We start from the raw sequence: 24688 nt of genomic DNA, 5'->3' as shown, positions 1-24688 counted from the left end.
ATGCAAATACTAAAGAAATTAGTCAGTTTCACGAGTACAATTTTAATCTCATCTTCTCCTATTATAACTGTTATTGCTTGTAGTAAATCTAAAGACCGCATTGATACTAATATATCTGAAAAAACTCAAGAAGAACAATTTATTGAATTATTAGAAATAACCGATAAAAATAATATTACTGGAAAAGCATTATTTGATAAATTTAAAGGTAAGATTAGTGATTATGGTTTTAATGCTATTAAAGAGATTATTGCTCGTAATGAATTTGTTACGATATATGCGAAAATGCGAGGCAAAAAAATTGAAAACTTATCTGAGACAGAAATTACCAATTATTTGCAACAATTTGATAACCTTTGAAACCAAATAGCAGGTGATAAATTATATCAAGAATACTTAAAAGCAAGATTAAATAATAGTTTCTTAGAAGCAACAGTTACTAAACAAGGATACGACATTAAGCAATCAGCGAAATGACATATTTTAGGAACTTGAGATGAAGAAAAAGATGAGGCCTATACTGATACAATTCAACCAAGCATTAATGACTTAATGACAGCCGAAATCACAAGTGCCAACAATGAAACCATAAATTATAAAGTTAAAGTTCGTGAACGATTTGCTGATTACTATAATGCACAAATTAAACCTACTATTCTTGATAATTTAATGACAATGACTTGATTACAAGATCGGATTTTTGAATTAAAAAAAGATGGTAATTATTCATTGCCAATAAGTTGAACTGTTCCTAAAAGTGTACAAACATTTGATTCAGGTAATGTTTGAGATAGTAAAATAAAAATGGTTTGAGAAGTAAAAGTTAAAAAGGAAAATGAAGCAAATTTACCTAGCGATGATGTTATGTTAATTCCAGATACTGATTTCAAAAATAAATTTAAACCTGATAATAATGAAGTCAAAACAATTTTTGATCCAATATTTAACATGGCCGGTTTTCGTGGTTTTGTTGCTTATGGTAATGATAATAATCCTTATGGTGATAACACAATGGAAGATTTTTATAAAGAACAAGTGAAAGAGAGACAAATTGTTGGCTTTGCTAGTAGTAAAGCCCCTAACGATTCTGAAATAAATAAATTTTATACTGAAGACCGTCGTTATGTATCTAAAATTTATGTTCTCCCAATTTTTGTCACTGATTTGTTTAAAGGTTATAAAATTGATGATGATAAGGAAATTCAAATTGATAAGGGAATAGAATTTGAGTGAAAAAATAATACTAATAAAACGGGAACTAAAAAAAATAGTGCCCGCAATAATACGGGAATGCAAAATCTTCCTAATAATCAAAAAACATCATTAATTAATGAATTATTATTTACAATTTCCAAAGATGATAATTTAAAAAAGAATGCTAGTCAATATTTATATACAAAATACATTGTAACTAAGAAAAATATTTACGATAAAAAGATATGAGAAGATTTATCTACTTATTTCCAAGATGAAGAAGATGATTAATTTACAAAAAAAGAGAACAGTTAACTGTTCTCTTTTTTAAACAAGGAGGATTATTAAATGAATGAACAATCTTGTTTATTTTGCAAAATAATTTTGCACGAAATTCCTAGTCATATAATTTATGAAGATGAACATACAATTGCCTTTTTAGACATTATGCCCCTTGACAAAGGACACACCCTAGTTATCCCTAAAATTCATAGTACAAATTTTATTAATACTAATGATGACATCATTTCTTTTGTTAATATTACTGCTAAAAAAGTCGCTCAGCAAATTGAAGTGCAACTTAATACTTCAGCATTTAATTTTATTTCTAATAATGGTATTCTTGCTGGACAAACTATTGAACATTATCATTTACATATTATCCCTAAATATTCTTCTCACAGTGGTTTACAATTACCGAAAAGTCAAATCGTTGTTGACAGTAAAAAACTAATAGCATTACAAAAAAAACTTAAATTTAATTAAAAAAAGAATTCCTAGATTTGTTAGGAATTCTTTTTTTAATAATTAATTATTTAATTTTCACTGTTAAAATAATTGTGACGATAAAAACTACGATTTTCTAGTCCGCCAATGCGTTGTGAAAAAGCTTCATTTTCAACTTGTTCTAAACCACTATCAATCGCATAAATTCTCGCATCTAAATTATCAATATGATGCAAAATTTCTGCTTCCATAATTTGTGGTAAAACTGGCGAACCATATTCATTTTTACCATGACTTGCTAAAACCATATGTTGTAATAAAACTACTTGTTGCATATCTAATTGTAATTTCTCGCCAATGGTAGCAATTTCACCAGCCATAATTGAAATATGTCCTATTAATTTACCTTGCACACTATATTCAACTGTTAAATCACCTTGTAATTCTTTAGTTTTTCCCATATCATGTAAAATAATTCCCGCATATAATAAACTTTTATTAATTTTACGATCATTATAAATTTCACAAATCGCTTTTGCTGTTTGTAACATAGTTAGTGTATGTCACATTAATCCCGAATGAATATTATGATGATGTCTAACCGCTGCTGGAGAAATTTTAAAACGATCTTGTTGCGTCTTTAAAATTTCTTCAACAATTTGTTTTCAAACATTATTTTTAATCTCCCCAATAAACTCATTAATTTGTTCTCACATTAAACTTTCACTAACTGGAGCACTTTTAACAAACAAATTAAGATCTGCTTCTTGTAAAGGAATAATTTCATAATTATTAATTTTAACTTGTAAACTTCTTTGATATTCTGAAACTAAACCATTAATTTCAACAATTACTCCTGCTTGTAATCTAATTGCATCTTCGCGTTGTGAATTTCATAAGCGGGCTTCAATAAGTCCTGTTTTATCTTTTAAAGTTACTGTTAAATATGTTGCTCCATTACTTGCTGTTCCTTGATTAACTTTTTCAACTAAGAATTTATCAAGAACATTACTATTTGCTTTTAAATCTTTAATCATCTAATTTCCCTTTCTTTAAATGTAAATAATTTTTTTCTAAATCGGAAAACATTAATTCCATTTTTATTTTTGCTGCTTTCACTGATTTATCAACACAAACAAAATAAAATTTAATTTTTGGTTCGGTACCACTAGCCCTTATCGCCAACCACGAACCATCATTAAAATAAAATTTTAATAAATCTTGGGGAGGCATATTATATAAACCTTGCAAATAATCTTCTTTTTTTGCTAATTTAATATTATTTAAACTAACAATTGAATCTTTTCTTAACTTTGCTAAAATCGTCTTAATCGCTTTTTCCCCACTAGTACCTTTTAAAACAACATTAACGGTATTAAAGTAAAAATACCCATATTTTTGATAAATATCTTCTAAAACATCTACTAATGACTTATTTTGTTGGCGATAATAATTACAAGCCTCAGCAATAACCATTGCTGCGGCAACACCATCTTTATCACGAGTTAAATCTTTAACAACATAACCATATGCTTCTTCAAAACCAAAAACAAAATTTATATTCCGTGTCTTTTCTTTTGCCATTTCATTACCAATTCATTTAAAACCAGTTAATGTTTTAATAACTTCACAACCATAAGATTTTGCTACCAAATCACTTAAATGACCAGTAACAAAAGTATTATACATTACTGGATTAGATGGCATAATTTTTTGCTGTTGATAATGACTTAATAAGTATTCTAACAAAATTGGTGCTGTTTCATTACCATTTAATAAAATATACTCATTATGATGTAAAACTGCAATGCCAATTCTGTCACTATCAGGGTCATTAATAATAATCAAGTCAGCATTATTTTTTTTAGCATATTTAATAGCTAATGTAAAAGATTCAGCAACTTCTGGATTAGGTGATGGTGTGTTACTAAAATTAGAATCAAAATCTCATTGTTCTTTAACAGGAATAACTTGATAATTGCTACTTTGTAAAACATTCATTACTCAATCACGACTAGTACCATGCTGATTAGAAAAAACTATCTTAATATCCTTTTGTTCATTAGGATAAAATTGTAATGCTTTAACATCTTTAATATATTCTTCTTCAACAATAACGGGAACAGTTTTTATTAATTGTTTTTGAATTGGTTTTAGTAACTTAAAGACATCCTCAATAGCAATATTTTCCATATTATTACCAACTTCATCAGTAACAACTGGTAAAAATTGACAACCATTTTCATCATAAATTTTAAAACCATTATATTCTGGCGGATTATGACTAGCAGTAATTACGGCACCAGCTAAAGCATTTAATTTTCTCACACTATATGATAATAATGGTGTTGGTCGTAAATCATTATTAGTAAATAAGTATACAGGAATACTATAACTAGTAAAAATATTAGCTACTTCTTGACTAAATTCTAATGAATAATGACGATTATCATGAGCAATAACAATTCCTTTTTGTAATTCATCCATTTCATAATGTTTTTGTAAATATTGGATAAAAGCAATTGTTGCCTTCCTAATATTATAAATATTCATTCTGGCAATTCCAGGCCCCATAACCCCACGAATTCCTGCTGTGCCAAAACTTAATGAATTACTAAAAGCATCAATAATTTCTTTTTCATTCATCGCAATTAATTGTTCTCTTAATTGTGGTTCTAAATCATTATTATTTAATCATTTTTGGTATTCTTTTTGATACGCCATATTTTCCTCCTATTAATTGTTAATCCTTATTAATTTTACTATAAATTTAAAGTAATATCTTATTTTTAATTTATAAATTAATTAAAAACAAATAAAATAGTACTCTTTACTAAGAGTACTATTACCAAAATTTTCTATCAGCTTTTAATCAGTTACTTGCTAATTATTGATTTTGTAAAATTATTTTAATTGTTAACGCTTTATTAATTTTCTTTTGATATTCTTTAGCAATTTGCAATGCTTTGGGCAAAGAAAAAACCTTATACAATCATTTATCATTATGCATAATTCGAAATAAATTTAAGTCTTTTTGTTCAATAATTAACATTCCAATATCACATCCTCATAATATTCTTGATAACTAATAAATGGTGAATAAATAACTCTTCCTTGTCAATAATCAGGCCTATCCAACTCCATTAATCAAGCCAATGTGGCTGTAATATCATATTGAATAGTTTGTTCTAAAAACTGCCCTGTATTTTTAACACCAGCACCATAAAAGAACACTGGTACTTTAATCTCATAATCATTAAAATTACCGTGACAATCATCACCTTGACCTTTACCACCATGATCAGCAATAAAAACAAATAATGTATTATCTTTCATTTCGGGAATATGACTAATCGTTTCTAAAACCTGTTTAACTCACAAATCAACTTGCATCGCCATTGCTTTAATTTCTGTTGTTTGATGACCAATCTTATGTCCAACAGTATCTGGTTCATTAACATAAACAAAAGATAATTCTGGTTTTTTAGCAATTAAATATTGACAATAATCATCAATAATCATCTGATTAGGTTTAATGTTATCATTACTACTAATTCAAATAGTTTTCTTAGTTGATTTTCAAGAATCAACATCTTTAACCATCACATTACTTCAATAATCTAATGAATTAACATCTAAAATATATTGGAATTGCGATCATCGAAAAAATGCTGCTGTTTTCAAATTAGTTTGCTTTTTAAATAATGTAAAAATACTAGGGACATTTTTATTATTCACATAATCATAAACACTTTTTGCGTCACCCGTTTCGGAATCTCATTGCGTACGCCCATGAAAATTAGGTGCGGTCCCACATAATAATGATGTTCAGTTAACACTAGACATAATCGGAACAACACTCCGACTATTTAACGAATATGCGCCTTTTTCCATTAACATTTTAAAAGTACTTCCGGCATCATCTTCTAGTAAATATGATCCATAAGCATCCGACCCAAAAATAACAATATACTTAATATTATTCAACATATTTTATTCCTACCTTATGCAAAACCTCATAAATATTAGTCGTTGAAGCTTGAACTAAATCAACACCAATTAAATAAGCAATTATTGATGCAATATCAACATTACTAGTTGGTCTAACAATTTTATGAGTTTTTCCTTGTAAATGACTATCAATTATATTTAAAGGAATAACTAATTCACGCGAATCTAATCCGCCTTGATTCTCAACTCCTTGATGATATCCACCAGATGTTGAAGTAATAATAACTGTTGATTGGGGATTTTTCAAAATCATTTCATTAATAGCAATAACTTTTTCTTGCAATAATGAAGCATACTCATTAGTATTAAAACCTTGTTTAATACCAATATCATACATTTCATCATCATAAATAGTTAATAGTTGATATTCATTAATATTAACATCAACATAATTAATGGTATCCTTAACAATAAACTCATCTAACAAAAATTTTTCCAACATATTTTCAATCATATGAAAATTAGTAATTACACTTAATTTATAATCAGGCTTTTGCTTTTTAATACTATAAAAAATTGTTGGATACATATTATCCTTAGTATTCAAAACCGCCGTAACCAAACGATTGTTTTCTCAATTAGTAACCCCATGAAACTCCAATGGCGCGCCTGTTAAAATTGAAGCCATATTATATGGTGGTAAAGTTGGTAAAATGGCACGATGCTGTTGAAAATAAATCATATTTTCTTTTGGTAATGTTTGCTTTAAACTATTAATTTTAGTTGTTAACCCTGCAAGAACTATTAAAATAATATTTGTTCGTGGTTTAACAATCTTCTTAGTTTTTTGATAAAGCATTAAAAGTCTCCTTCCTTCTATCTAGTTGCTATTATAACGTAAAAAAAATGAAAGAAAATTCAAAATTAATAATATTATCCCACACCCAAATAAAAACTGCTTCTTATTTTTATTAAGAAGCAGTTTTGAAAATTATTAAATAATAAATTACTTAAAACCGTTGGTGTTGTCTTTTAGTATCAACATTTGATAAATCAATGACTAGCGGTTGATCATCTTTTTGAAGTAATGCTTGAAATACTTGATAAACAATAGTATACATAAAAATTAAATTTATCGTTGCTCCAATATTACTAAAAAATCCACGATTTTCACGACTAAACATTTGACTTAAATAACCAATAGTATTAATTGCAAGAACAATAAGCATTTTAAGTAATATAAAAATAAGACTAAAACCAATCATTAACTTAGCAAACTGATCATTAAACGACTTTACTGGCACATTTTGTAAAGAATTACTATCTGGTAAATTAACATTTTTTAATTTACTAATTGACAATAAGCCCATCACCCCAAATAATAATACCCCAGCAACACTTAAAGTAATAACAAAGGGTTGTTTTATATTGACAATTTCAGTATTAAGATTTTTTGTCAATAGTAAAACAGCAGTAAAAATTATTAACATCGCACCTGATAAAGCAAAAACACTTGATTCATGTAGTGCCATTTTTCTTTTCGCTTTAATACCCGTCTCAATTCTTTTTTGATCTAATGAAAGCAACATAAATCCAGTAAAAAATGTCATATTAAAGAAACTATAAACTAAAATTAATCAACGATGTTTAATAAATTGCTCATCATTAAGTGATATTGCTCATTTAATAATTAAAGCACTATAAATTAATTGCATTGCTCCAATATAAATAATTAATGCCATAACTGGAAAATAACCCTTATTTATAATATCAGTAATTACCGTACGAAAATCATTATCATAGGCTGTTAACTCCGTAATCTCATTTCTTAATGCTGCAATTGTATAAAAAGTAATCATTGTTAACACAAAGAATGCGCCAATAAACACAAAAACATTAGCAAAAATTATAAAAAAACGGCGAAATGAAAAATTAGAATTTCTCATTATAAAAAACCTCCTTTATTTAATTTATATCCTATCTTGTTTAAAAAAGAAAAACAAAATATCTAAACTAATTCTTGACATTTTTTAAAGCATCTAGTCAACTAGCAAACAATATTATAAAATAATACCGTTCCTTGAAGATAAATAACAAAGTGAAAGATTTTTGCAGCATTAGAAAAATTAACTACCACTTCAATATTAGAATCAATTTTTTTTAAATCATTATTAATTTTTTCTGTTAAATCACCAAGATTTTTAAGATTAAAAAATATTTGGTTATCTTCAAAATATTCATCAATTAATCTTCGCTCATTTTCAATATTATATTTAATATTTTTTAATCTTAACTTAAATATTTTTGTCGGATTGTTAACTAGTATAACTTCTAACTCATCTCTTAAATATTTAAAACGCCGATTACCATCATCACTGTTAATATTAATAACCTTTAAGTTAGCAATCTTTTGTTCTAATTGATAATTAATTTTTGCCAAAATATCATTAATATTACTAGTCGGGGAAACATCTAAATCATATTCTTGATTAAAAAAATCTTCAACTTCATCAATATCATTATTACCAACATTAACTTTATTAATTGTAATTTTAAAAATAAATTTATTAATGCCAAAATTAAGACTAAATTCTAAATCATTATTAGTAAAAGCTTTAAGTTTTGTTGTTGCTTCACCAGCATTAGTTAATTTTAATGTCATTTGCGAATGAATTTTACTTTGCAGATTGCTTTGAATCTTATTCACAGCAATTGCTTTAGTATCATCACTAGTAAATAATAAAACATCCGATTGAGAAATATTATTCACAAATTCTTCAATCTTCTCATAATTAATAATATTTTTTAATTTCACTAAATATCCATAATTTAATATCTTAATTGATGATAAAGACTCATTATATTTAACTAACTTATCAGTAACAGTAAATATATCTTGTTGTTCATTTAATAACCGATTTTCTGGTTGTAATTTTGCAATTTCTTCATTACTAATAGGATTTACAATAGGATATTCCTCATTTGCTAAAAGTTTGATTTGATTAATATAATTAACATCATTTTGTAATTTATTACCCAAAATACTAATAACATCCGCTAATGAATTTTTTGTTGTTAAATTTAAATCTAAAGCATTCGTAAAAAAATTATTCATTAATTCCGCAAAATTTGCTTCATTAATCAAATTCGTGAAATTAATTATTTTTTCCTTTACAGCATTACCAAAATTAACTTTTAATTCCATTGGCGAAAAATCAGAAATTATTTTTGCATTTGGTTTATAATGAACGACAATGCTTAAATCCTTACTCAGATTAGTTTGTAATTCAATATTTACTTTATTAATAAAATCAGTAATCAAACTACCAGCATATAGTGGCATTTTACTTATTTTTTCTAACTCTGTATCAACTTTTTCTCATATTTTATTAATTTGCTTATTAGGAATCAAAATCGTTAATGTTTTTATTAATAATTTCTCATTAATTTTAACAACAAAATTAATATTATGACGCCCAGAAGCAACCAATTGTTGCAATTTAATATTATTATCTTCATATGATACTGCTAGTTGCGAATAAATACTTTTCATATCAGAAGTAACTATTTCTAAAAGATGTTGATAAGTATTAATATCATCTCAATTATGATAATGGGAGCGTTCAAAATAGCGGTTAATATTGCCTTCTACCTTTCAAACTTCTTTAACCATTTGATGGAATAAAATATTCGTTTGGTGATGTCTTATTTTAACAAATATTTTATCTATTAAAATAAAACTAACTAAGGAAAAGACAAATTTATCTTTTTTAACCATCTTGATAATAACATAAAATCACAAAATTACAAAACAAAAATAATAATTTATAAAATTATTTAATAAATATTTATTGAATTGTTTTATATTTTAAATAAACACGCTTGCTTGTTGAGAAACATTTTTATTTATTAAAAATTGGTGATTAGCGTTATTTTTGAAATAATAATTATGTTCTTTTTGTAGGTGATTAGCATCATTTTTAAAATAATAATTATGTTCTCTTTGCAATTTTTTATTTAACTTATTAAGATAAAACTCAATTAAATTAACCCCGTTTTCTTTCGCCATTTTCATTGCAATCATATTTTTGAAAACTTTTTCACTATATGATTTAGAGCCATATCCTTTTAATCATTTGACATTATGTGAAATTTGTGATTCAGTGCAAGACCCTTTATATCAATCTTCTTTATAAACCTTAATCCCATCTTTTCTTTTATTAATATAATTAATAAATTTTTTTATATCTTCTTTTTTATCTTTCAAAAATGGATGTTCTTTAATGTTCTTGATTTTTATTAAATTTTTTAAATATTTTATCGCTTCATCAGGGTCGCCACTTTTCAATAATTTATTCATATCTAAATAAATTTGTTTTCTTATTTTTTCGTTATCAGCTAAATTTTTGGTAAGTTTTCTTCTTCGATAAGGAACTATTGTTTTTAATTCTTTCATTAAGTGAAATTCATCTAAAATATAAATTGCACCAATTTCATTAGCGAATTTTTGAATTCATGTTGCTCCATCACCTGCCAGCGTTAACTTACAATTTTCAATATTAAAATTTTGATTTAAAAAATGTAAAAATTCTTTTTTATATTTTTTAATAAGATAATATTTATTTTTTACTGATTTCATAACAATAAAAATCTTTTTATCTCTTAAAACATTTTTGTTTTTAGTACTTTTTATTTCATCATATCCAGTATGGAAATATGCTACTCTAAACATGTTTTTTTCTATTTTTTTATATTTTGTTAAATTACTAAAAGAATCGTCAACTCCAGCATATAAATATGGTGTTTGAACATTTATTTTTTCTGTCTTTGTTTTTAATTGTTCTTTAAATAATTTATCAAAATTAACCTCTTTATTAATATTTGTGATTGTCATATTGGATATGTTTAATTTTGGATACATATCCTTAATATCTCTTTGTCTTTTAGCACTATCCATTTCTTTTCAAATTGCTATTTTAATAAAAATGCTAATTCTACTTCATTTTTTTCTCCCAATTTTTTTATCAAATAAAAAAAAACAAATTCATATTTATTAGTATCTTTATTGTAAAAACGAAATAATGTTCTATAAAAAGTAATATCGCCATACTCTGTTTTTTCTGTAAAAGGTCTTTTCCCTCACATAATATAACCATTTTGACCATTGCAATTTTGTTTTCTTAATTCTTGATCAGTGCTTTCTCATTCTTCTAATATTAATCTTTTTCCTACTTCATTAACATCAATATTTACTTTTTCTCTAAAATCAATAGTGTTAAAAACATTCAACATATAATTTTCTCCTATAAATCATCATTGTATGATAGTAAAATTTTATACTGCTTTAATTAATTTGTCAGCAATCGTAATCATATTTTTTATTAATAGAAAGAGAAAAATTTATTAATCTTACTATCTTTCTTTTTTTTCACTAGTTATTTGTTAAATAACTTTGTTGCTTATCCTCTTTTAGGCATAGTTTCCCTTAGGTATGGTTTAGTTAATCACTTGCGACTACTCTTCTGCCCCATGTAGTACTAATTTAATTAGTTGATTAACCTTATCAGATATCCTCCCACTCCGTTTATTTTTTAGTGTTCCAGGTTGACCACTTTGTGAAATCTTACTATTTATAAAAAATAATTATTCCTTTTCAGAATAATTATTGGTTTTCTTGTCTTTTGATTAACTCTGTTTCAAGGTTTTTAATTTTTTGTAAAAGTAAATTTATCATTGTTTTATTTTGAATAGATTTATAGTTTGTTTTTTCATATTCTGTTAATTGGATTTTTAAATTATTAATATTTGTTGTAATTTCTTCTGTTGTTAAATTGGCAAATTCATTAGTTTCATTTTCTTTCATTTCTTTTTTATTATTTTTAATATCATAAAAATATTCTTTATTAAAATTGATATATTCAATTTCTTTTAATTGAAATGGTTTTGTTTTTTCTGATAACTTTAAATCTTTCCATAGTTTTAAAGTTATTTTCATTGGGTTATAGCGTGATATTTTAACAATCCCTTGTCCTTGTTTTAAATTTGCTAACTCACTAGTTAACATTAGCGGATGGCTTTTTAAATTTTTTGAAACACTAATATTACTTTTATTTTCATTGATACTAATTTGTTCGATTGTTTTTGTACCAAATAATTCGCTATAATATTTAATTGTTTCTAAATCGTTGGTGTGTAAGAAAATATGCATTCCACAATTATTTAAAATAATTTTTGCTATTGTATCACCATAATTTAATTTTAATTGGTTGATATCTTGTAATATTAATTGAAAAAAGATGTTTCTACTGCGTGAAATGCTAACTCATCTTTCAAAATTATTTATTTTTGTTAAATTAGCAAATTCATCTAAAATAAAATATACTGGTTTTTCTAATTTTTGTTCGATTGTTTTACTTGCGTGATTTGTTAAAAATTGATAAATTTGACTAATTAATATTGCTATTAATTTATAATAATTATCATTTTCATCGCTAAATATAATGTATAAAACTGTTGGATATTCGATAAAATCATTGTAATTAATATCATTTTGGGATGTTAAATTACGAATAAAATCATTGTTAAATATTTCTAAACTTTTTGCAACAGTAATTAAAATACTATCTAGTGTCCGATTTTCTTTACTATCAACTAAAGCCTGGCTCGCGGTGATTTTGGCAATGCTGGTATTTTTTCGATTATTTAGTCATTCAACTAAATCTTTTTTAAAACTAGCGATTGCTGCCACTGATGCCATATTAAATTTGTTAAAAAATAATTCTTGGTTTAAAATTTCTTCGATTTCTGTTGTTAAATTATTTTTGTTTATTTTATCTTCATAATCCTCTAATATCGCCAAAATAATTCCTTGAACAATCATGCTTGTTGATTCATTTCAAAATTCATCTTCAATATTTATATTTTTGTTAATTAACATACGACTAAGTGATCTAATTTTATCTTGATATTTTATTTTTCACTTTATTTTTTCTTTTTCATTATCTGTTATCATCATTTTAATAAAGTCATCGTAAATTAGTTTTAATGGATTTCAAGTATTTCCTTTCTCTAAATTACGAAAATCAATAACTTTTATTTTATAACCATTTTCTGCTAAAAACTCACTGGTTAAATTATATAATTCCCCCTTAGGGCCAGTGATAATCATAGTTGGTTTAGCGGTTGATTTTCCGTTTAAATAAATTGTTGGTAATACTATTCCTTGTGTTTTTCCGCTTGCTGTTGAGCCAACAACAACACTATGAATATTGTTTTTTAAATTAAACAATAAATCTTTTTTGTTTTTATTACAATTAAAAACAAAGCCTGTATTTTTATAATTATCTTTGATATTAACTTTTTCACTAATATCATCAATTTCTTTTATACTTAATCATTTACTATCACCAAAATCTATTTTATCGGTTGTTTTAATTGCAGTTTCTTTATTCTTCACTTTACTAAATAAAACAAAATAAAAAAATCAGTAATAAAACGCTAAACTTAATCCAACTGTTATTAATAATCCGTATTTACTTTTAATTATATAATTTCATCAGGATAATATTTTAAATTGCTTAATTTCGTTGATAAATATTGTCATTTGTTTTCAATTATTAAAAATTGAATAACCTATTCCAAATAATGTTAAACAAAAAATAAAAATGATTGGAACAAAACATAAACCAATCAATAAACTTATTTTTTTCTTTTTTATTTTATTTCACATATTTTTATAACTCTCTTTCTAGGCTGCTCACCAAATCATAACCTTTTTGCATAATCGGATTGATTTTAAAAACCATTTCATTAAATTCTTGTTCAATTAAACTCATATTTTTAAAATCTGCTGTTTTTGGATTAGCAACAGTATTTATAATTTTGTAGTATTTCATTTTTTCTGCTAAATCTAAATATTTAGTTAACTGGTTTATTTCATAATCTGTAAAATTATTTTCATATCTTAAATATTGTTTAATTTCATAAATTAAACTATCATAATCATCACTAATACTTTTAATTTTGTTAAATTCTTTAATATTGTCTTTGGTAAACTTGTATTCATTAAATATATTATTGATTTCATTTTCCAAATTATTTCGTTCAAACTCTTTAACTTCTCGAAAATTCATCGCATTATAACTACCTTTACCACCAATTTCACCAGGCTCTATTTCATAACCTGCTTTTGTTAAATAATTAGCATGATAATTATTAAATTTTTGTAGTTGTTTTTTACCACCAAAAATCCTATTATTACTAATTATGTATCTTTCTTCATTAAGCTTTTTTGAAAAAACTTTACTAACAGGAATAAAACCAAAATGAATATGGGGTGTTGTCTCGTCCATGTGAACTGTTGAATACAAATACCCCATATCTGTTTTAAGATTATTTTTCATTCATTGTTTCATAAAATTTATTTCAATATTAACTCATTCATTTAATTTATAATAATTTATACTCTCAGGAATTAATTGTCCCATTTTACGCGTATCTGTTTTTTATCTCATACTTGAATATCTGTAAATTCACATATTCCCATTTTTTCAAATCATTCTTGTCTTGTTGCTGGCAAAACAATTTCTATGTAAGTATTATGTTTATTACAAAAATCTTTAAAAGTTGATTTTTGTGCTTCACTATATTTTTGTTGTTGTTTATTTCAATCTTCTTCTATATTTTTTAATAATTCAAATCTTTTATTATTTGCTAACTCAAAACCTTTATCATTTATAATTTTTTCTTTTTTATCACCAACATAATAAAAATTATATTTTGTGAATTCAGGGTTAACATTTTCCGGTATTCCAATTCTAAAATTATGCCTTATTAGTTTATTAACACTTTTACTACTATATTTTTTAAATGTTGCAATCGGCGGTGATGACCTAAATTTATATTCTTTTTCCATGTTTTATTCCTCCTTATTTTGGAAATTTTTACCATTTAAAATTTGTTAAATTTAGAAAGCCAAAATGCTTGCTCATCATACATTTTGGCTTTGCCAAAAAATATCAAAAATTTCATTTTTATTTTGTCTAATTAATTTTCTTTTTTCGGAAATTTATTACCATTAAAATATTTTAAATTTTCTTGGTGTATTTGTTTTTTCTCAGATTTTTTAATTAAACATTGTTTATCCATCACCAACAAAAAAGGGTGCAGTTTTTCTCAATTAACATCACCCTCAATTTTTCCATCTTTATTTTTGATATAAAAGTTTTGATTTTTAAAAATTATAATAAAACAATATTCCTTATTATATTGTAATTTACAATATTTATTATTTATATTAATACTTGCATAATGATACAATAAATCTTTTATCCTTAACTCAATTCATTTAATACCTTTATTATCATAATAAGGTTTTGTTAAAATTAAATTACTTGTCATAATTTGATAACTTATATATTTTTCTGTTTCTTTCATTTTGATATTTCCTTTCTCTATAAAATTATTTTTACTCTTTTTATAATTTTTAATGTTAATAAGTAAAATATTGGCAAGAATATTGTATTTATAATTAATACTCCGATAATTATTTGTTCTATATTTAAAACACCTAAATTTAATCAAAAAATAACAAAATCAATCGGAAGATAAATAATTATGTTTGCTAATAAAATTAGAATAATTTTAATAATATGATTTATTTTGATTCAATTAATTAGTTTAATTAAAATTGCCAATAAAACTATGCCGATATTTCAACATAATGATCCCACAGTAAAACATCATAATGTTAAATCAGATAGAAAATATCCCATAAATCCGACTAATAAACACCAATATTAATTTAAAATAAGTCTGCTTAGAAAAATAGGGATTAAAAATAATAAAATTGTTGTTCTTGAAATAATTTGGATTCGCATAGTTTGCGATAATACAACCATCATGGCAATTAAAATTGCCACATAATTTATTTTTTTAATTAATTGAAAGTTATTCATTTTTTAAAAACTAAATTTAATTTGTATTTTCTTTAATCGTTTTTGTATCATTGCAAAATAATTATTATTTATTTCACAACCTAGTCATTTTCGGTTTAATTGTTCACAAGCATATGCGGTTGTACCACCGCCTAAAAAACAATTTAAAATTAAATCGTTTTCTTTGCTATATTTTATAATTAAGTCAGTAAATATATTTAATGGTTTTTTTGTTTAGTGTTCTGTTATTTTATAAGCTGAGCCGACTGAATCTTTGAATATTATTTTTTTATTTTCATAATTATTTTGATAATTTGGAATTGGATGCTTTTTAGAATAAATAATCATACAATATTCTTTATCTTGCAAAATAAAACTATTAGTTGGCATTGGATTTGTTTTTTTCTCATAAATAAAAATCAAAATTCATATTATTTTTATAAACTCAATCTAAATAATCTTTAATTTGTCATCTATTCATTCAAATTAACATAAATTTATTTTTTGAAATTCGATAAAACTCATCTAAATAAGTATTTATATCAAATGAATTATGTAGATTATTATCCATAGATAGCGTTAATATATTTATTTATCCTTTTTGATATCCCATTTTCACTTCTTTGCTCGTTTTTTCTTTTTGGCAAATTATATAAATAAGGTGGATCAGTTAATATTAAATCAACGCTATCATTTTCTAATTTTTTGACAAAAGATAAAACATCACCATTTATTAATTTTCCTAAATTTGTCTTAAATATCATTAACACCACCTCCTCCTTTCTAAAATAAAAAAATGTTTTCTTTGCTATTTTTAAAAAATAGACAAAAATAAACATTTTCTTTATTTTTTATTAAAATTATGTAAAAAAATAACTAAATTTAATCATTTTTAGTTATTTTTGCATTATTTTAATTATCTTTTTTTCCAAATCCGGCTTTTTCTTTTTTGTTTGCTTGGATTTCAATCCGATATCTTTCAAATCCTGAAACAAAAAATAGCCCTTGTCCTTTTACACTACGAGCAATATAGTCTTTTTCTGTTGATGTTAACCCCCCATAACTTTTATATAAATTAATTACTTTTTCTAAGTCGTTGGGTTTTAACCCCATAATAAACGAATATTGACTATTATTAATAATTGCTGTTGTTTTCTTTAAAACGGTTTCATTTTCTACAAAATCAGCGATGTTTTGTGTTGCCACAACCAAAGCACCATTATATTTTCGAATTCTTTTTGTCATTTGGTACATAAAATTTAAAGCAACTGGATTATCTTTATCGATTGCTAAATGAGCTTCATCAATAATTATCACTATTTCATTATCATCTTTGAAACGATTTTCTTTTACCTCTTTTTTGATAATATTTAGCATTAAAATTAATTGTGCTGCGTTTGTTTTTTTGTCATCTAACTCAAACAAATTATAAACATCATAAACAACAAAATTATTTTTAAATTTTATCGTTGTATGTCCATTTCAAAGTGCTTGATATTTTCCATCATTTAAAAAATCGGTTGCTATTAAATCCATAAATTCTTTTAAAAGTTGATTTTTATTATTAATATATTCTTTTTCTAATAAGTCATAAAAATCACTCATAATTGGAAAATCATTGTTATTAATTTTGTTAATTTCACTATTATTTGTAATGTTAAATTGGTGATATAATAATTTCAAATATTTTGTTAATAAATTAATTTCTCGCCCGTTAAAATCAGGATAAAGCGTTTTAAATCACTGTTCTAAAAATCTTAAATGATTTGTGATAGGGGCGATGAATTGGTATTTTCTAATTCATCAATAAAGTTATTATCTAAAATTTGTAAGGGGTTTATTTTTCCTATCGAAGCATCTCCTGCGTCAATTCAATTTCCATCATAATAAACACATAATGGTTTGTATTCTCGTTCAGGATCAATAACAATAACTTTACGCCCCATCATGATATGATGATTTATTATTTTTTTTAAAAAATATGTTTTTCCCATTCCTGTTGTACCGAGAATAAACATATTGTGGTTTGTTCTTTTGCTTGTAATTTTAAATTGATCTCACAATACGACATTCCCCATATTGTTTATCCCTAATCACATACCTTTTTTATCATGTAAACCACTATCAATAAATGGAAATGATGCTGCTAGGGTACTTGTTGGCATTTCTCGACCATATTTTTTTATTATAACCTTATTGTTATAGGGTATAAAACCTTTTAAACCACTAAATTGTTGATATCACAATGGATTAAGTTTAATATCCATTTCTTTTAATGCTTTTGTTAATCGTGCTTGTGCCTGTGATAATGTTTTTTTATTTGTTCCATAATTTAAAAATAAAATATTAACATTTTTTAATAATTCACCGCCACCATTAACCTCATCAATTAGATGGTAGTATGTTTCTAATTCATAGTTATTTTCATTTGTATTAACATATGATTTTGTCATTACTTGTCGTGTTTGGGTTGTTTGAATGGCACTGTTGATTGCTTTTTTTGTTTCATCATAATTTAAAGGATTTATATTTCAAATAATAGTTTGCTCATTTGAAAATAAACAAGCTCCTCATAAATCATTAATAAATAAAGGATAGTCCTGAATTGTATTAATTGAATAATATAAATCATTTGCTATAAAATAATTTTTTTTAATATTTAGGTAGTTAAATTGCAATAATTTTCCTAAATTATCTTTATTTTTATTAAAATCTGTTTTATTTAATGGTTTTTCATATGGATTTCACATTAATTTTAAGATTTTTGTTATTTCGTAATTAGATAAAATATTACAATTAATTTTTCCTTTATATAATTTATCTTCTAAAAATAATATTTTTCCATTTAAATCTTGTTCACTATTTCCGTACACAAAAAGAAAAAAACATTTCTCAGTTTTAATTTCATCGTTTATTTTAATTAATTCTTTTTTAAAAAAAGTAATATTATTTTTAATTTGTTTTGTAATTTTTATAAATTGATTAAAACTAATTTCTTTGTTTTTATAACGGATTTGCGTTTTTTTAATTTGTTTTTGTAAATATTTAATGTTATCATCAAAATTTAATGGTAATTCCAACTTTAAAAAAGTTATTGGAAAATTAGCAAATTTAAAAACATCTTGCAAATCTCGTAATCTTAATCTTTGCTCTTCACCGCTTAATAAAGTAATGTCAAATCCTTTTATTTGAATTGCTCCAATTAGCGTCTTTTTTAAAGTACCTTTTAAAATTCCGTGAGTTGTAATATGGTTATTACCAATAACTTTATTATATGGTACCAGTAAACTTGTTTTGTTTTTACTATATTTCTTACAACTAAATAGGTAATTTATTTTATAATATAAGCATTGTCATCCTTTTAAATTAATTTTTTTATTTGTAATAATTAGTGGTAAGCTAATTAAAATCATTATTGATGATGATAATAATTTTATTCATAGTTTTCATTGAAAACCAAATATAAACATAATTGTTAATCCAACTCAAACGGCAATTATTAAAACATCTGTTATTGTTATATTGCGTCAAAAACGATATTTGGCATCTTTTAGTTTTTTTGGTATTACATTTTTCATATTTTGCATCTCTTTCTTTTAAATTAAAAACGACATTTAAAATGCCGGTTTAAAAACTATTTTTATAATAAATATTTTTAATAATAAAATAATTTTAATTGTTAATTTGCCCCTTAAAATGCGTAATAAGGATATTAAATAAAAGGGGAATAAATAGATATTATTTATTGTTTTTTTGTTTCCTTTTTGTTTTTTCTTTTTTTCCCCCAATTTTTTTATTTAATTGATTTTTAATGATAATTCAAGTTATAAATCCACCAACTATCCCACAACTAATCAAAGTCATAAAAAATAAATTAACTGGTTTTCGTAAAAACTTTTTTCATCCTGTTTCATTATTTTCATTAGGATTGGGGTCTATTGGTTTGTTTGATTTTTCTGGTTTATTTGGATTATTATTCTCTCCATTACCATTATTTCCATCGGGATTATTGAGATCCATTGGTTTATTGGAAATGTTAGGTATAATTCCCTCTGTTGGGGTAATTTCATTTGGTTTATTGGGGGCATTTTCTGATGTTGGGTTGTTTGTTAATTTATATGAACCACTCCCAATAACTTTTAAACTATTATCCAAAGCATAAATAGTAATTTTTAGCTCAGCACCTTTATTTTCTTTGATTTTTTCCATAAATTCTTGTAATTCATTATCATTAATGTTAATTTTTTTACCATTTAATCCTTGCAATGATATTCGATAATCAACATCTTGTACTAATATTTCATCTAATTTATTAATCTTAAAACCTTGTTTAATATATTCCATAATATAATTATTAAAAATATTATCTTTTGTTTTATCTTTAAAATTATATTCTTGATTTTTATACTTAATTTTACTTAAATCAATGACTTTACTTTCATCATAATTTAAGTTGTTAATAACTTTAAATTGGTTTGTTTCTCCAATTAGTATCATTGATGTATTTAGTGTTTTAATTCTTATCATTGTTGCTTTTGTTTGTTCTTGTTGATTAGTTATTAGTTCATTTAAATCATCATCAGTTAATTTTTGTCATTGCTGATTTTTATATATTTGAATAATATAATCTTTGTTTATTATTGCTAATAAACTGATTTTATTTATTTCTTGTCAAACATATTTATTAATTTTATCTCTAATAGTTTTAATATCTTTGGCATTCATTTTTAAAGCACTAATATTTAAATCATTTAGCGACTTAAAATTATTGATACTTTCATTGACTGCTAAGTGATTACGAATATCAGAAACATAGTCTCGTCAATATGATAACACTGCTTCATAATTTAATTTTGCTAAATCATTGTCTGTGTTTCACTTTTTATAGTTAATCATGTAATTTTTTAGATGTCTTCCTTGTGTTGTATTTCAAAAATCACTCGCATTTTTATTATCAACTGAATTTAAAAAATACTGATAATTTGAAGTTTTATTTTTATCAACATAGATAAATTTGTGTTGATAAAATGGCGTTTGAGTATTCCCATTTAAATCATTAAAGCGTTTTTGCTGAATGATAAAATGAAATCAACCAGCACTGGTATTAACATCACTAGTTTTGTTTTTTTCTAATTGATAACCATTTTCGAATTTAGTATTTAATTTTTCATTCGATAAATAACGAATAACTTTTTCAATGTTGTCATTATTGTAAAAATTTTCAAAACCAGCTCCGACGGCACTTGCTTCTGCTAAATAACCGATATCATAATCATTAATATTACTAGTTTTTATTAAATTTCCATCTTTGTCAATTGGATCTAATGGAAAGGGGCTGTTAGATTGATGTCGAATTCAGATTAATTGCTTTTTTGTCCCTGTTTCTTTATTAATTTCTTTATCATAATTAGGATTTTTGATTGATTTATTTTCATTGCTAGGGTCTTTGATAAATTCATTTGTTAGTTTTTCATAGTCAATATTCTTTGGCCCTCATCCCATTAATTTTAATTGTAATGATGGGGTAATTGTTTCAATTAAAATGGTTAACTTAAAATTACCTCCAATATCTCCATCAATTTTGGGGTTTGGCCTGTGGATAATTTCAATTTCATATTTATTAACTTTTTCTTTATCATCAAAAGTATATGTATATAAACCATTAACAGCGTTTAAATTAACCCCATTTATTTTAACGATATCATAATCAGGATCATTGTTGTTTTCTTTTGGTTCAATATATTGAAAAAATGTTGTTGTATGATATTTTATTATTCCTTTATTATATTTATTTTCCTTTCCCTCACCATTATTGATAACTTCTTCGACATCATTAATCATTTCAATGCCCTTTTCATCACTAATTTTTCCCGGTGTTATTAAAATCCGTTCCTGAATTTTACTTTTTCAATATTTCGCACTTAATGAAAAATTGAGTTTTGTTTTAAAAACTCAATTTTCTCATTGTTCTGTTAAATGATTAAAAATATTAAAACTTGTTTTAAGATAATAATTATTATTTTCTGTTATTAAGGCGTAATTTGGTTTAATAAGTTTTTTTCATTCAATTATGCTTCCTTTTTTGCTTAAAACATTAAATATTTTATTATCTAAGATAGTTTTAATTGCATTTCAATTAGTTTTATCTAAAATATTGTTTGATGTATCACTTTGATAAATGATTGTTTGCTTTAACTCGTTTTCGATTCTATTTTTGGCATTAACAATATTATAATCGCTATTAAAATTTAAAGGTGTTTTAAATTCTCATATTTTAGAACTGCCATTTTGGTAATTTTCAATATTAAAACTTGTTTTAAGATAATAATTATTGTTCCTTTTTTCTAATTGATAATTTGGGTTTAAAAATTCAATTCATCCCTGTGTATCATTATTATCATTTAGTGCTTTTCTGATTTTTCTATCCATTTCTGTTTTAATTTGGTTTCAATTATTAGCGCTTTGTGGGTTATTATCAATATTAGAATAATAATTAAGTTCTTTATTTAGTTCCTTTGTTAAATTATCTTTCATCTCACTAAAACTAAAACTAGTATTAAAAAACAAACTATTAACTTTTAATCAAGTTTTAGCTCATGTATTCATTGAATTTCATCCATTACCGGCATAAGCATAAACTAGAAAATCAATTTTAATTTGATTATTTTCTAATTGGTATCTTACCTCCACTCATCCTTTCCCCTCGTTTTGTGTATAACCCGCATAAGAATTAAATATTCGTGATGTTTTTTCATTGGCACTTATTTGACTTAAATTTATATAGTGATAAGCATTATAATCAACCATATCTGCCATACTATGATCAACATATCCTTCATAATCTATTTGAATCTGGGAATACTTATTTTTAAAATCATTTCAATTGCTGGCATAATCTAAAATATTAATATAATAATATGGTGATTCTACTTTTTCTGTATAAGCACCACTTCAAGTTCCATCAGTTTCAACATAAATATCATCATTTCAATTAATATTTTTTGTAAAACTTGGGGCTGTTGGGTTAAAACTTTGCTTTGCATTTTTACTGATAATTTGTTCTTGCTTTGATATCAAAAATTTATCATTGATGGTTGATTTAAAAATAAGTGGTTCACTTATACTGATTGTAGCTGTTAATAACAATGACACCAATATAGTTTTTTTAATAGCATATAACCTCCTTTCTCTAAAATTTAAAAATCATTTTTATATTCCTCCTTACTGTTTATTAGTATTGATTAAGAAACAAAACACAATATAATATTCATAATTAAAATACCAAAAATTAAAAATAGTAGTGGTAAGATTAATAAAATAAATAATTTTTTACCCTCGATTTCTTTTTGAAACACAATAAATCTAGTTATTATTTGTCATAAAATAGTTATAGTAAATAGTACAAATATTGCTATAAGTTCAATTTTTCAGTTCATTAAATTTACTTCTTTCTTTAAAATTTAAAAATAATTTTTATTGAAATATAAAAACCACGCAAATGAAGGACCGCGTAGTAGATATTGTGCAAATTCGTTTTTTGAATTTATAAAATCTGGAATAATAAATATTAAAAATTTGAATACTTTTTCCATTTTATTTCAAAGTTGGATATATTAAACCAAATCATAACCCAATCACTAACACAAACAACACCAAACAACCTATACTAACATAAAATATTATTTGGCAAGTTTTTTTGTATTTCGTTAACTCAATTTGTTTTTTCATTTTTTGCACTTTAATACCTAGAAACTTTCATAAACAACCAAGCAAACCAATTACAGCAATGGTTCCCACCATTCCCATTATATTGTTTAACATCATTTACACTTCCTTTCTTTTTTATCTCTTATTTGTGGTAAATAACTTGTCAAGTATTCGTTTCAAAATTCTCATGTTTTTGTTTGCATGTTTTGTTTCGTTAATAACCAATATGCAAATCCCTCTGCCAATAACTCATCATCATCACTTAATCCATAATTACTGTTGGCAAGTATCTTTAACACTTTTTCTTTGTCTAGTTCTGCAAATTTATTTAAGTTATTAATTTTTTGTGCTAAAAATTGCTTTAAATAAAAAATATGATTGATTTTAAATATTTCTCAATCATAAAAATAAAAGATATGTCCTAATTCGTGGATTAAAATATGAAAAAAGTTATTGGTTGTAAATTGTCCTTTGTGTCATTCATTATTTATTGTTTTTTCAAATGTACAAGATAAAATCTTTTTGTTTAGCAAAATAGTTTGGTGATTATTTGTTTGTCCCAAGACATTATTATCACCATCAATCACATTTTTAATTTCTATTTTCCTTAAAATTTCATTGATATTTGTTTTATTTCAAATATTTGCAACAAAATTATAAAACAATAAAATAAGTTGTTTTAAATTATCTTGGTATTGTTGACAAATATTATTAAGTAAATTTTGTCAGTAATTTTGTTGTTCTAATTTTCAATAACCTTGTAGTTGTTTATAAGTACTAAATTTTGTTTTAAATTTCATTGATAAATTATTATCTGCTTTGCTTAAAAAAGCATTTGTTAGATGTTTGATAGTATCTGTCTTATATTGATTAAAGAAAATTCCTTTATAACCTCGCTGTTGGATTAAAACAGGGTGGGGCAAATATCTTTTTTCTAAATCAATATTGGTTTTTAAATTAACTTTTAACTCATTTTCTGTATTGAGCGAATGCAGAGGTGGTTTGTTATTTACAATATTACCACAACTAAACAATGTCATTGTGTTTGTACACGATAACGAAAATATCGTCAACAAACTAAGTAATTTTTTCATCCATTTTTGTATTTCCTTTCTCTTTTGACAAAATAAAAACCAGCAATTAAAATTACTGGTTTGAATAGTTTGCTTATTTTT

The 24688-nt window shown here is 24.4% G+C and carries 25 protein-coding genes; 2 read left to right on the top strand and 23 right to left on the bottom strand.

Going from position 1 to position 24688, the window contains the following annotated elements:
* Both AAHM88_RS02430 and AAHM88_RS02425 read left to right on the top strand, forming a co-directional pair.
* A complete protein-coding gene (locus tag AAHM88_RS02430; RefSeq protein WP_342263143.1) occupies window positions 1-1485 on the top strand; it encodes a hypothetical protein in 1485 nt (494 codons plus the stop codon).
* Between the two features lie 57 nt (window positions 1486-1542).
* Entirely contained in the window at window positions 1543-1959 is a 417-nt protein-coding gene (locus AAHM88_RS02425; RefSeq protein WP_342263142.1) for an HIT family protein, read from the top strand.
* Window positions 1960-2009: 50 nt separating this feature from the next.
* Here AAHM88_RS02425 and AAHM88_RS02420 read toward each other — a convergent pair whose 3' ends face one another.
* The 23 genes from AAHM88_RS02420 to AAHM88_RS02315 all read right to left on the bottom strand — a co-directional run bounded on the left by AAHM88_RS02420 (window position 2010) and on the right by AAHM88_RS02315 (window position 24607).
* Complete coding sequence (locus AAHM88_RS02420; RefSeq protein ID WP_342263141.1) at window positions 2010-2957, bottom strand: 3'-5' exoribonuclease YhaM family protein; 948 nt, start codon at window positions 2955-2957, stop codon at window positions 2010-2012.
* A complete protein-coding gene (locus AAHM88_RS02415; protein WP_342263140.1) occupies window positions 2950-4644 on the bottom strand; it encodes a phospho-sugar mutase in 1695 nt (564 codons plus the stop codon). Before AAHM88_RS02415 ends, AAHM88_RS02420 begins: the two co-directional genes overlap by 8 nt.
* Before the next feature lie 163 nt (window positions 4645-4807).
* On the bottom strand, window positions 4808-4972 hold the full coding sequence (locus AAHM88_RS02410) for a hypothetical protein (RefSeq protein ID WP_342263139.1): 165 nt from the start codon (window positions 4970-4972) through the stop codon (window positions 4808-4810).
* The gene (locus AAHM88_RS02405) at window positions 4966-5910 is read right to left on the bottom strand and encodes an alkaline phosphatase (RefSeq protein ID WP_342263138.1); all 945 of its coding nucleotides are present in this window, start codon (window positions 5908-5910) and stop codon (window positions 4966-4968) included. The genes AAHM88_RS02410 and AAHM88_RS02405 overlap by 7 nt, the downstream gene beginning before the upstream one ends.
* Window positions 5900-6730, bottom strand: a complete 831-nt coding sequence (locus AAHM88_RS02400) for a hypothetical protein (RefSeq protein WP_342263137.1) — start codon at window positions 6728-6730, stop codon at window positions 5900-5902. Before AAHM88_RS02400 ends, AAHM88_RS02405 begins: the two co-directional genes overlap by 11 nt.
* A gap of 151 nt (window positions 6731-6881) precedes the next feature.
* Window positions 6882-7817, bottom strand: a complete 936-nt coding sequence (locus AAHM88_RS02395; protein WP_342263136.1) for a hypothetical protein — start codon at window positions 7815-7817, stop codon at window positions 6882-6884.
* 101 nt (window positions 7818-7918) lie between these two features.
* Entirely contained in the window at window positions 7919-9649 is a 1731-nt protein-coding gene (locus tag AAHM88_RS02390) for a hypothetical protein (RefSeq protein WP_342263135.1), read from the bottom strand.
* A gap of 90 nt (window positions 9650-9739) precedes the next feature.
* Complete coding sequence (locus tag AAHM88_RS02385) at window positions 9740-10828, bottom strand: Mbov_0401 family ICE element transposase-like protein (RefSeq protein ID WP_342263134.1); 1089 nt, start codon at window positions 10826-10828, stop codon at window positions 9740-9742.
* A gap of 14 nt (window positions 10829-10842) precedes the next feature.
* Window positions 10843-11163 (bottom strand): hypothetical protein, encoded by a 321-nt coding sequence (locus tag AAHM88_RS02380; protein ID WP_342263133.1) that lies wholly within the window; start codon window positions 11161-11163, stop codon window positions 10843-10845.
* A 370-nt stretch (window positions 11164-11533) separates the two neighbouring features.
* On the bottom strand, window positions 11534-13600 hold the full coding sequence (locus AAHM88_RS02375; protein ID WP_342263132.1) for a VirD4-like conjugal transfer protein, CD1115 family: 2067 nt from the start codon (window positions 13598-13600) through the stop codon (window positions 11534-11536).
* Between the two features lie 4 nt (window positions 13601-13604).
* Window positions 13605-14357 (bottom strand): plasmid recombination protein, encoded by a 753-nt coding sequence (locus AAHM88_RS02370; protein ID WP_342263131.1) that lies wholly within the window; start codon window positions 14355-14357, stop codon window positions 13605-13607.
* Window positions 14345-14785 (bottom strand): hypothetical protein, encoded by a 441-nt coding sequence (locus tag AAHM88_RS02365; RefSeq protein ID WP_342263130.1) that lies wholly within the window; start codon window positions 14783-14785, stop codon window positions 14345-14347. The genes AAHM88_RS02370 and AAHM88_RS02365 overlap by 13 nt, the downstream gene beginning before the upstream one ends.
* Window positions 14786-14916: 131 nt before the next feature.
* Window positions 14917-15306, bottom strand: coding sequence for a hypothetical protein (locus tag AAHM88_RS02360; protein WP_342263129.1), 390 nt, complete (start codon window positions 15304-15306; stop codon window positions 14917-14919).
* Window positions 15307-15323: 17 nt separating this feature from the next.
* Complete coding sequence (locus tag AAHM88_RS02355; RefSeq protein ID WP_342263128.1) at window positions 15324-15644, bottom strand: hypothetical protein; 321 nt, start codon at window positions 15642-15644, stop codon at window positions 15324-15326.
* Between the two features lie 24 nt (window positions 15645-15668).
* Window positions 15669-15827, bottom strand: coding sequence for a hypothetical protein (locus AAHM88_RS02350; protein WP_342263127.1), 159 nt, complete (start codon window positions 15825-15827; stop codon window positions 15669-15671).
* A gap of 3 nt (window positions 15828-15830) precedes the next feature.
* The gene (locus AAHM88_RS07455) at window positions 15831-15980 is read right to left on the bottom strand and encodes a DNA methyltransferase (RefSeq protein WP_425289537.1); all 150 of its coding nucleotides are present in this window, start codon (window positions 15978-15980) and stop codon (window positions 15831-15833) included.
* Window positions 15981-16040: 60 nt separating this feature from the next.
* Window positions 16041-16196: a hypothetical protein gene (locus AAHM88_RS02345; RefSeq protein ID WP_342263126.1), complete on the bottom strand. Its 156-nt coding sequence runs from the start codon at window positions 16194-16196 to the stop codon at window positions 16041-16043.
* A gap of 173 nt (window positions 16197-16369) precedes the next feature.
* Complete coding sequence (locus tag AAHM88_RS02340; RefSeq protein ID WP_342263125.1) at window positions 16370-16570, bottom strand: hypothetical protein; 201 nt, start codon at window positions 16568-16570, stop codon at window positions 16370-16372.
* Window positions 16571-16718: 148 nt separating this feature from the next.
* The gene (locus AAHM88_RS02335; protein WP_342263124.1) at window positions 16719-17489 is read right to left on the bottom strand and encodes a hypothetical protein; all 771 of its coding nucleotides are present in this window, start codon (window positions 17487-17489) and stop codon (window positions 16719-16721) included.
* 74 nt (window positions 17490-17563) lie between these two features.
* On the bottom strand, window positions 17564-19384 hold the full coding sequence (locus AAHM88_RS02330) for a helicase HerA domain-containing protein (RefSeq protein WP_342263123.1): 1821 nt from the start codon (window positions 19382-19384) through the stop codon (window positions 17564-17566).
* Between the two features lie 160 nt (window positions 19385-19544).
* The gene (locus AAHM88_RS02325) at window positions 19545-22958 is read right to left on the bottom strand and encodes an Mbov_0399 family ICE element protein (protein WP_342263122.1); all 3414 of its coding nucleotides are present in this window, start codon (window positions 22956-22958) and stop codon (window positions 19545-19547) included.
* Window positions 22959-23399: 441 nt separating this feature from the next.
* Entirely contained in the window at window positions 23400-23630 is a 231-nt protein-coding gene (locus AAHM88_RS02320; RefSeq protein WP_342262500.1) for a hypothetical protein, read from the bottom strand.
* Window positions 23621-24607 (bottom strand): hypothetical protein, encoded by a 987-nt coding sequence (locus AAHM88_RS02315; RefSeq protein WP_342263121.1) that lies wholly within the window; start codon window positions 24605-24607, stop codon window positions 23621-23623. The genes AAHM88_RS02320 and AAHM88_RS02315 overlap by 10 nt, the downstream gene beginning before the upstream one ends.
* Window positions 24608-24688: the final 81 nt, after the last annotated feature.

The organism is Spiroplasma endosymbiont of Dromius quadrimaculatus, assembly GCF_964031155.1.
Classification (GTDB): domain Bacteria; phylum Bacillota_I; class Bacilli_A; order Mycoplasmatales; family Nriv7; genus Nriv7.
This window is presented reverse-complemented; position numbering and strand designations above follow the sequence as displayed.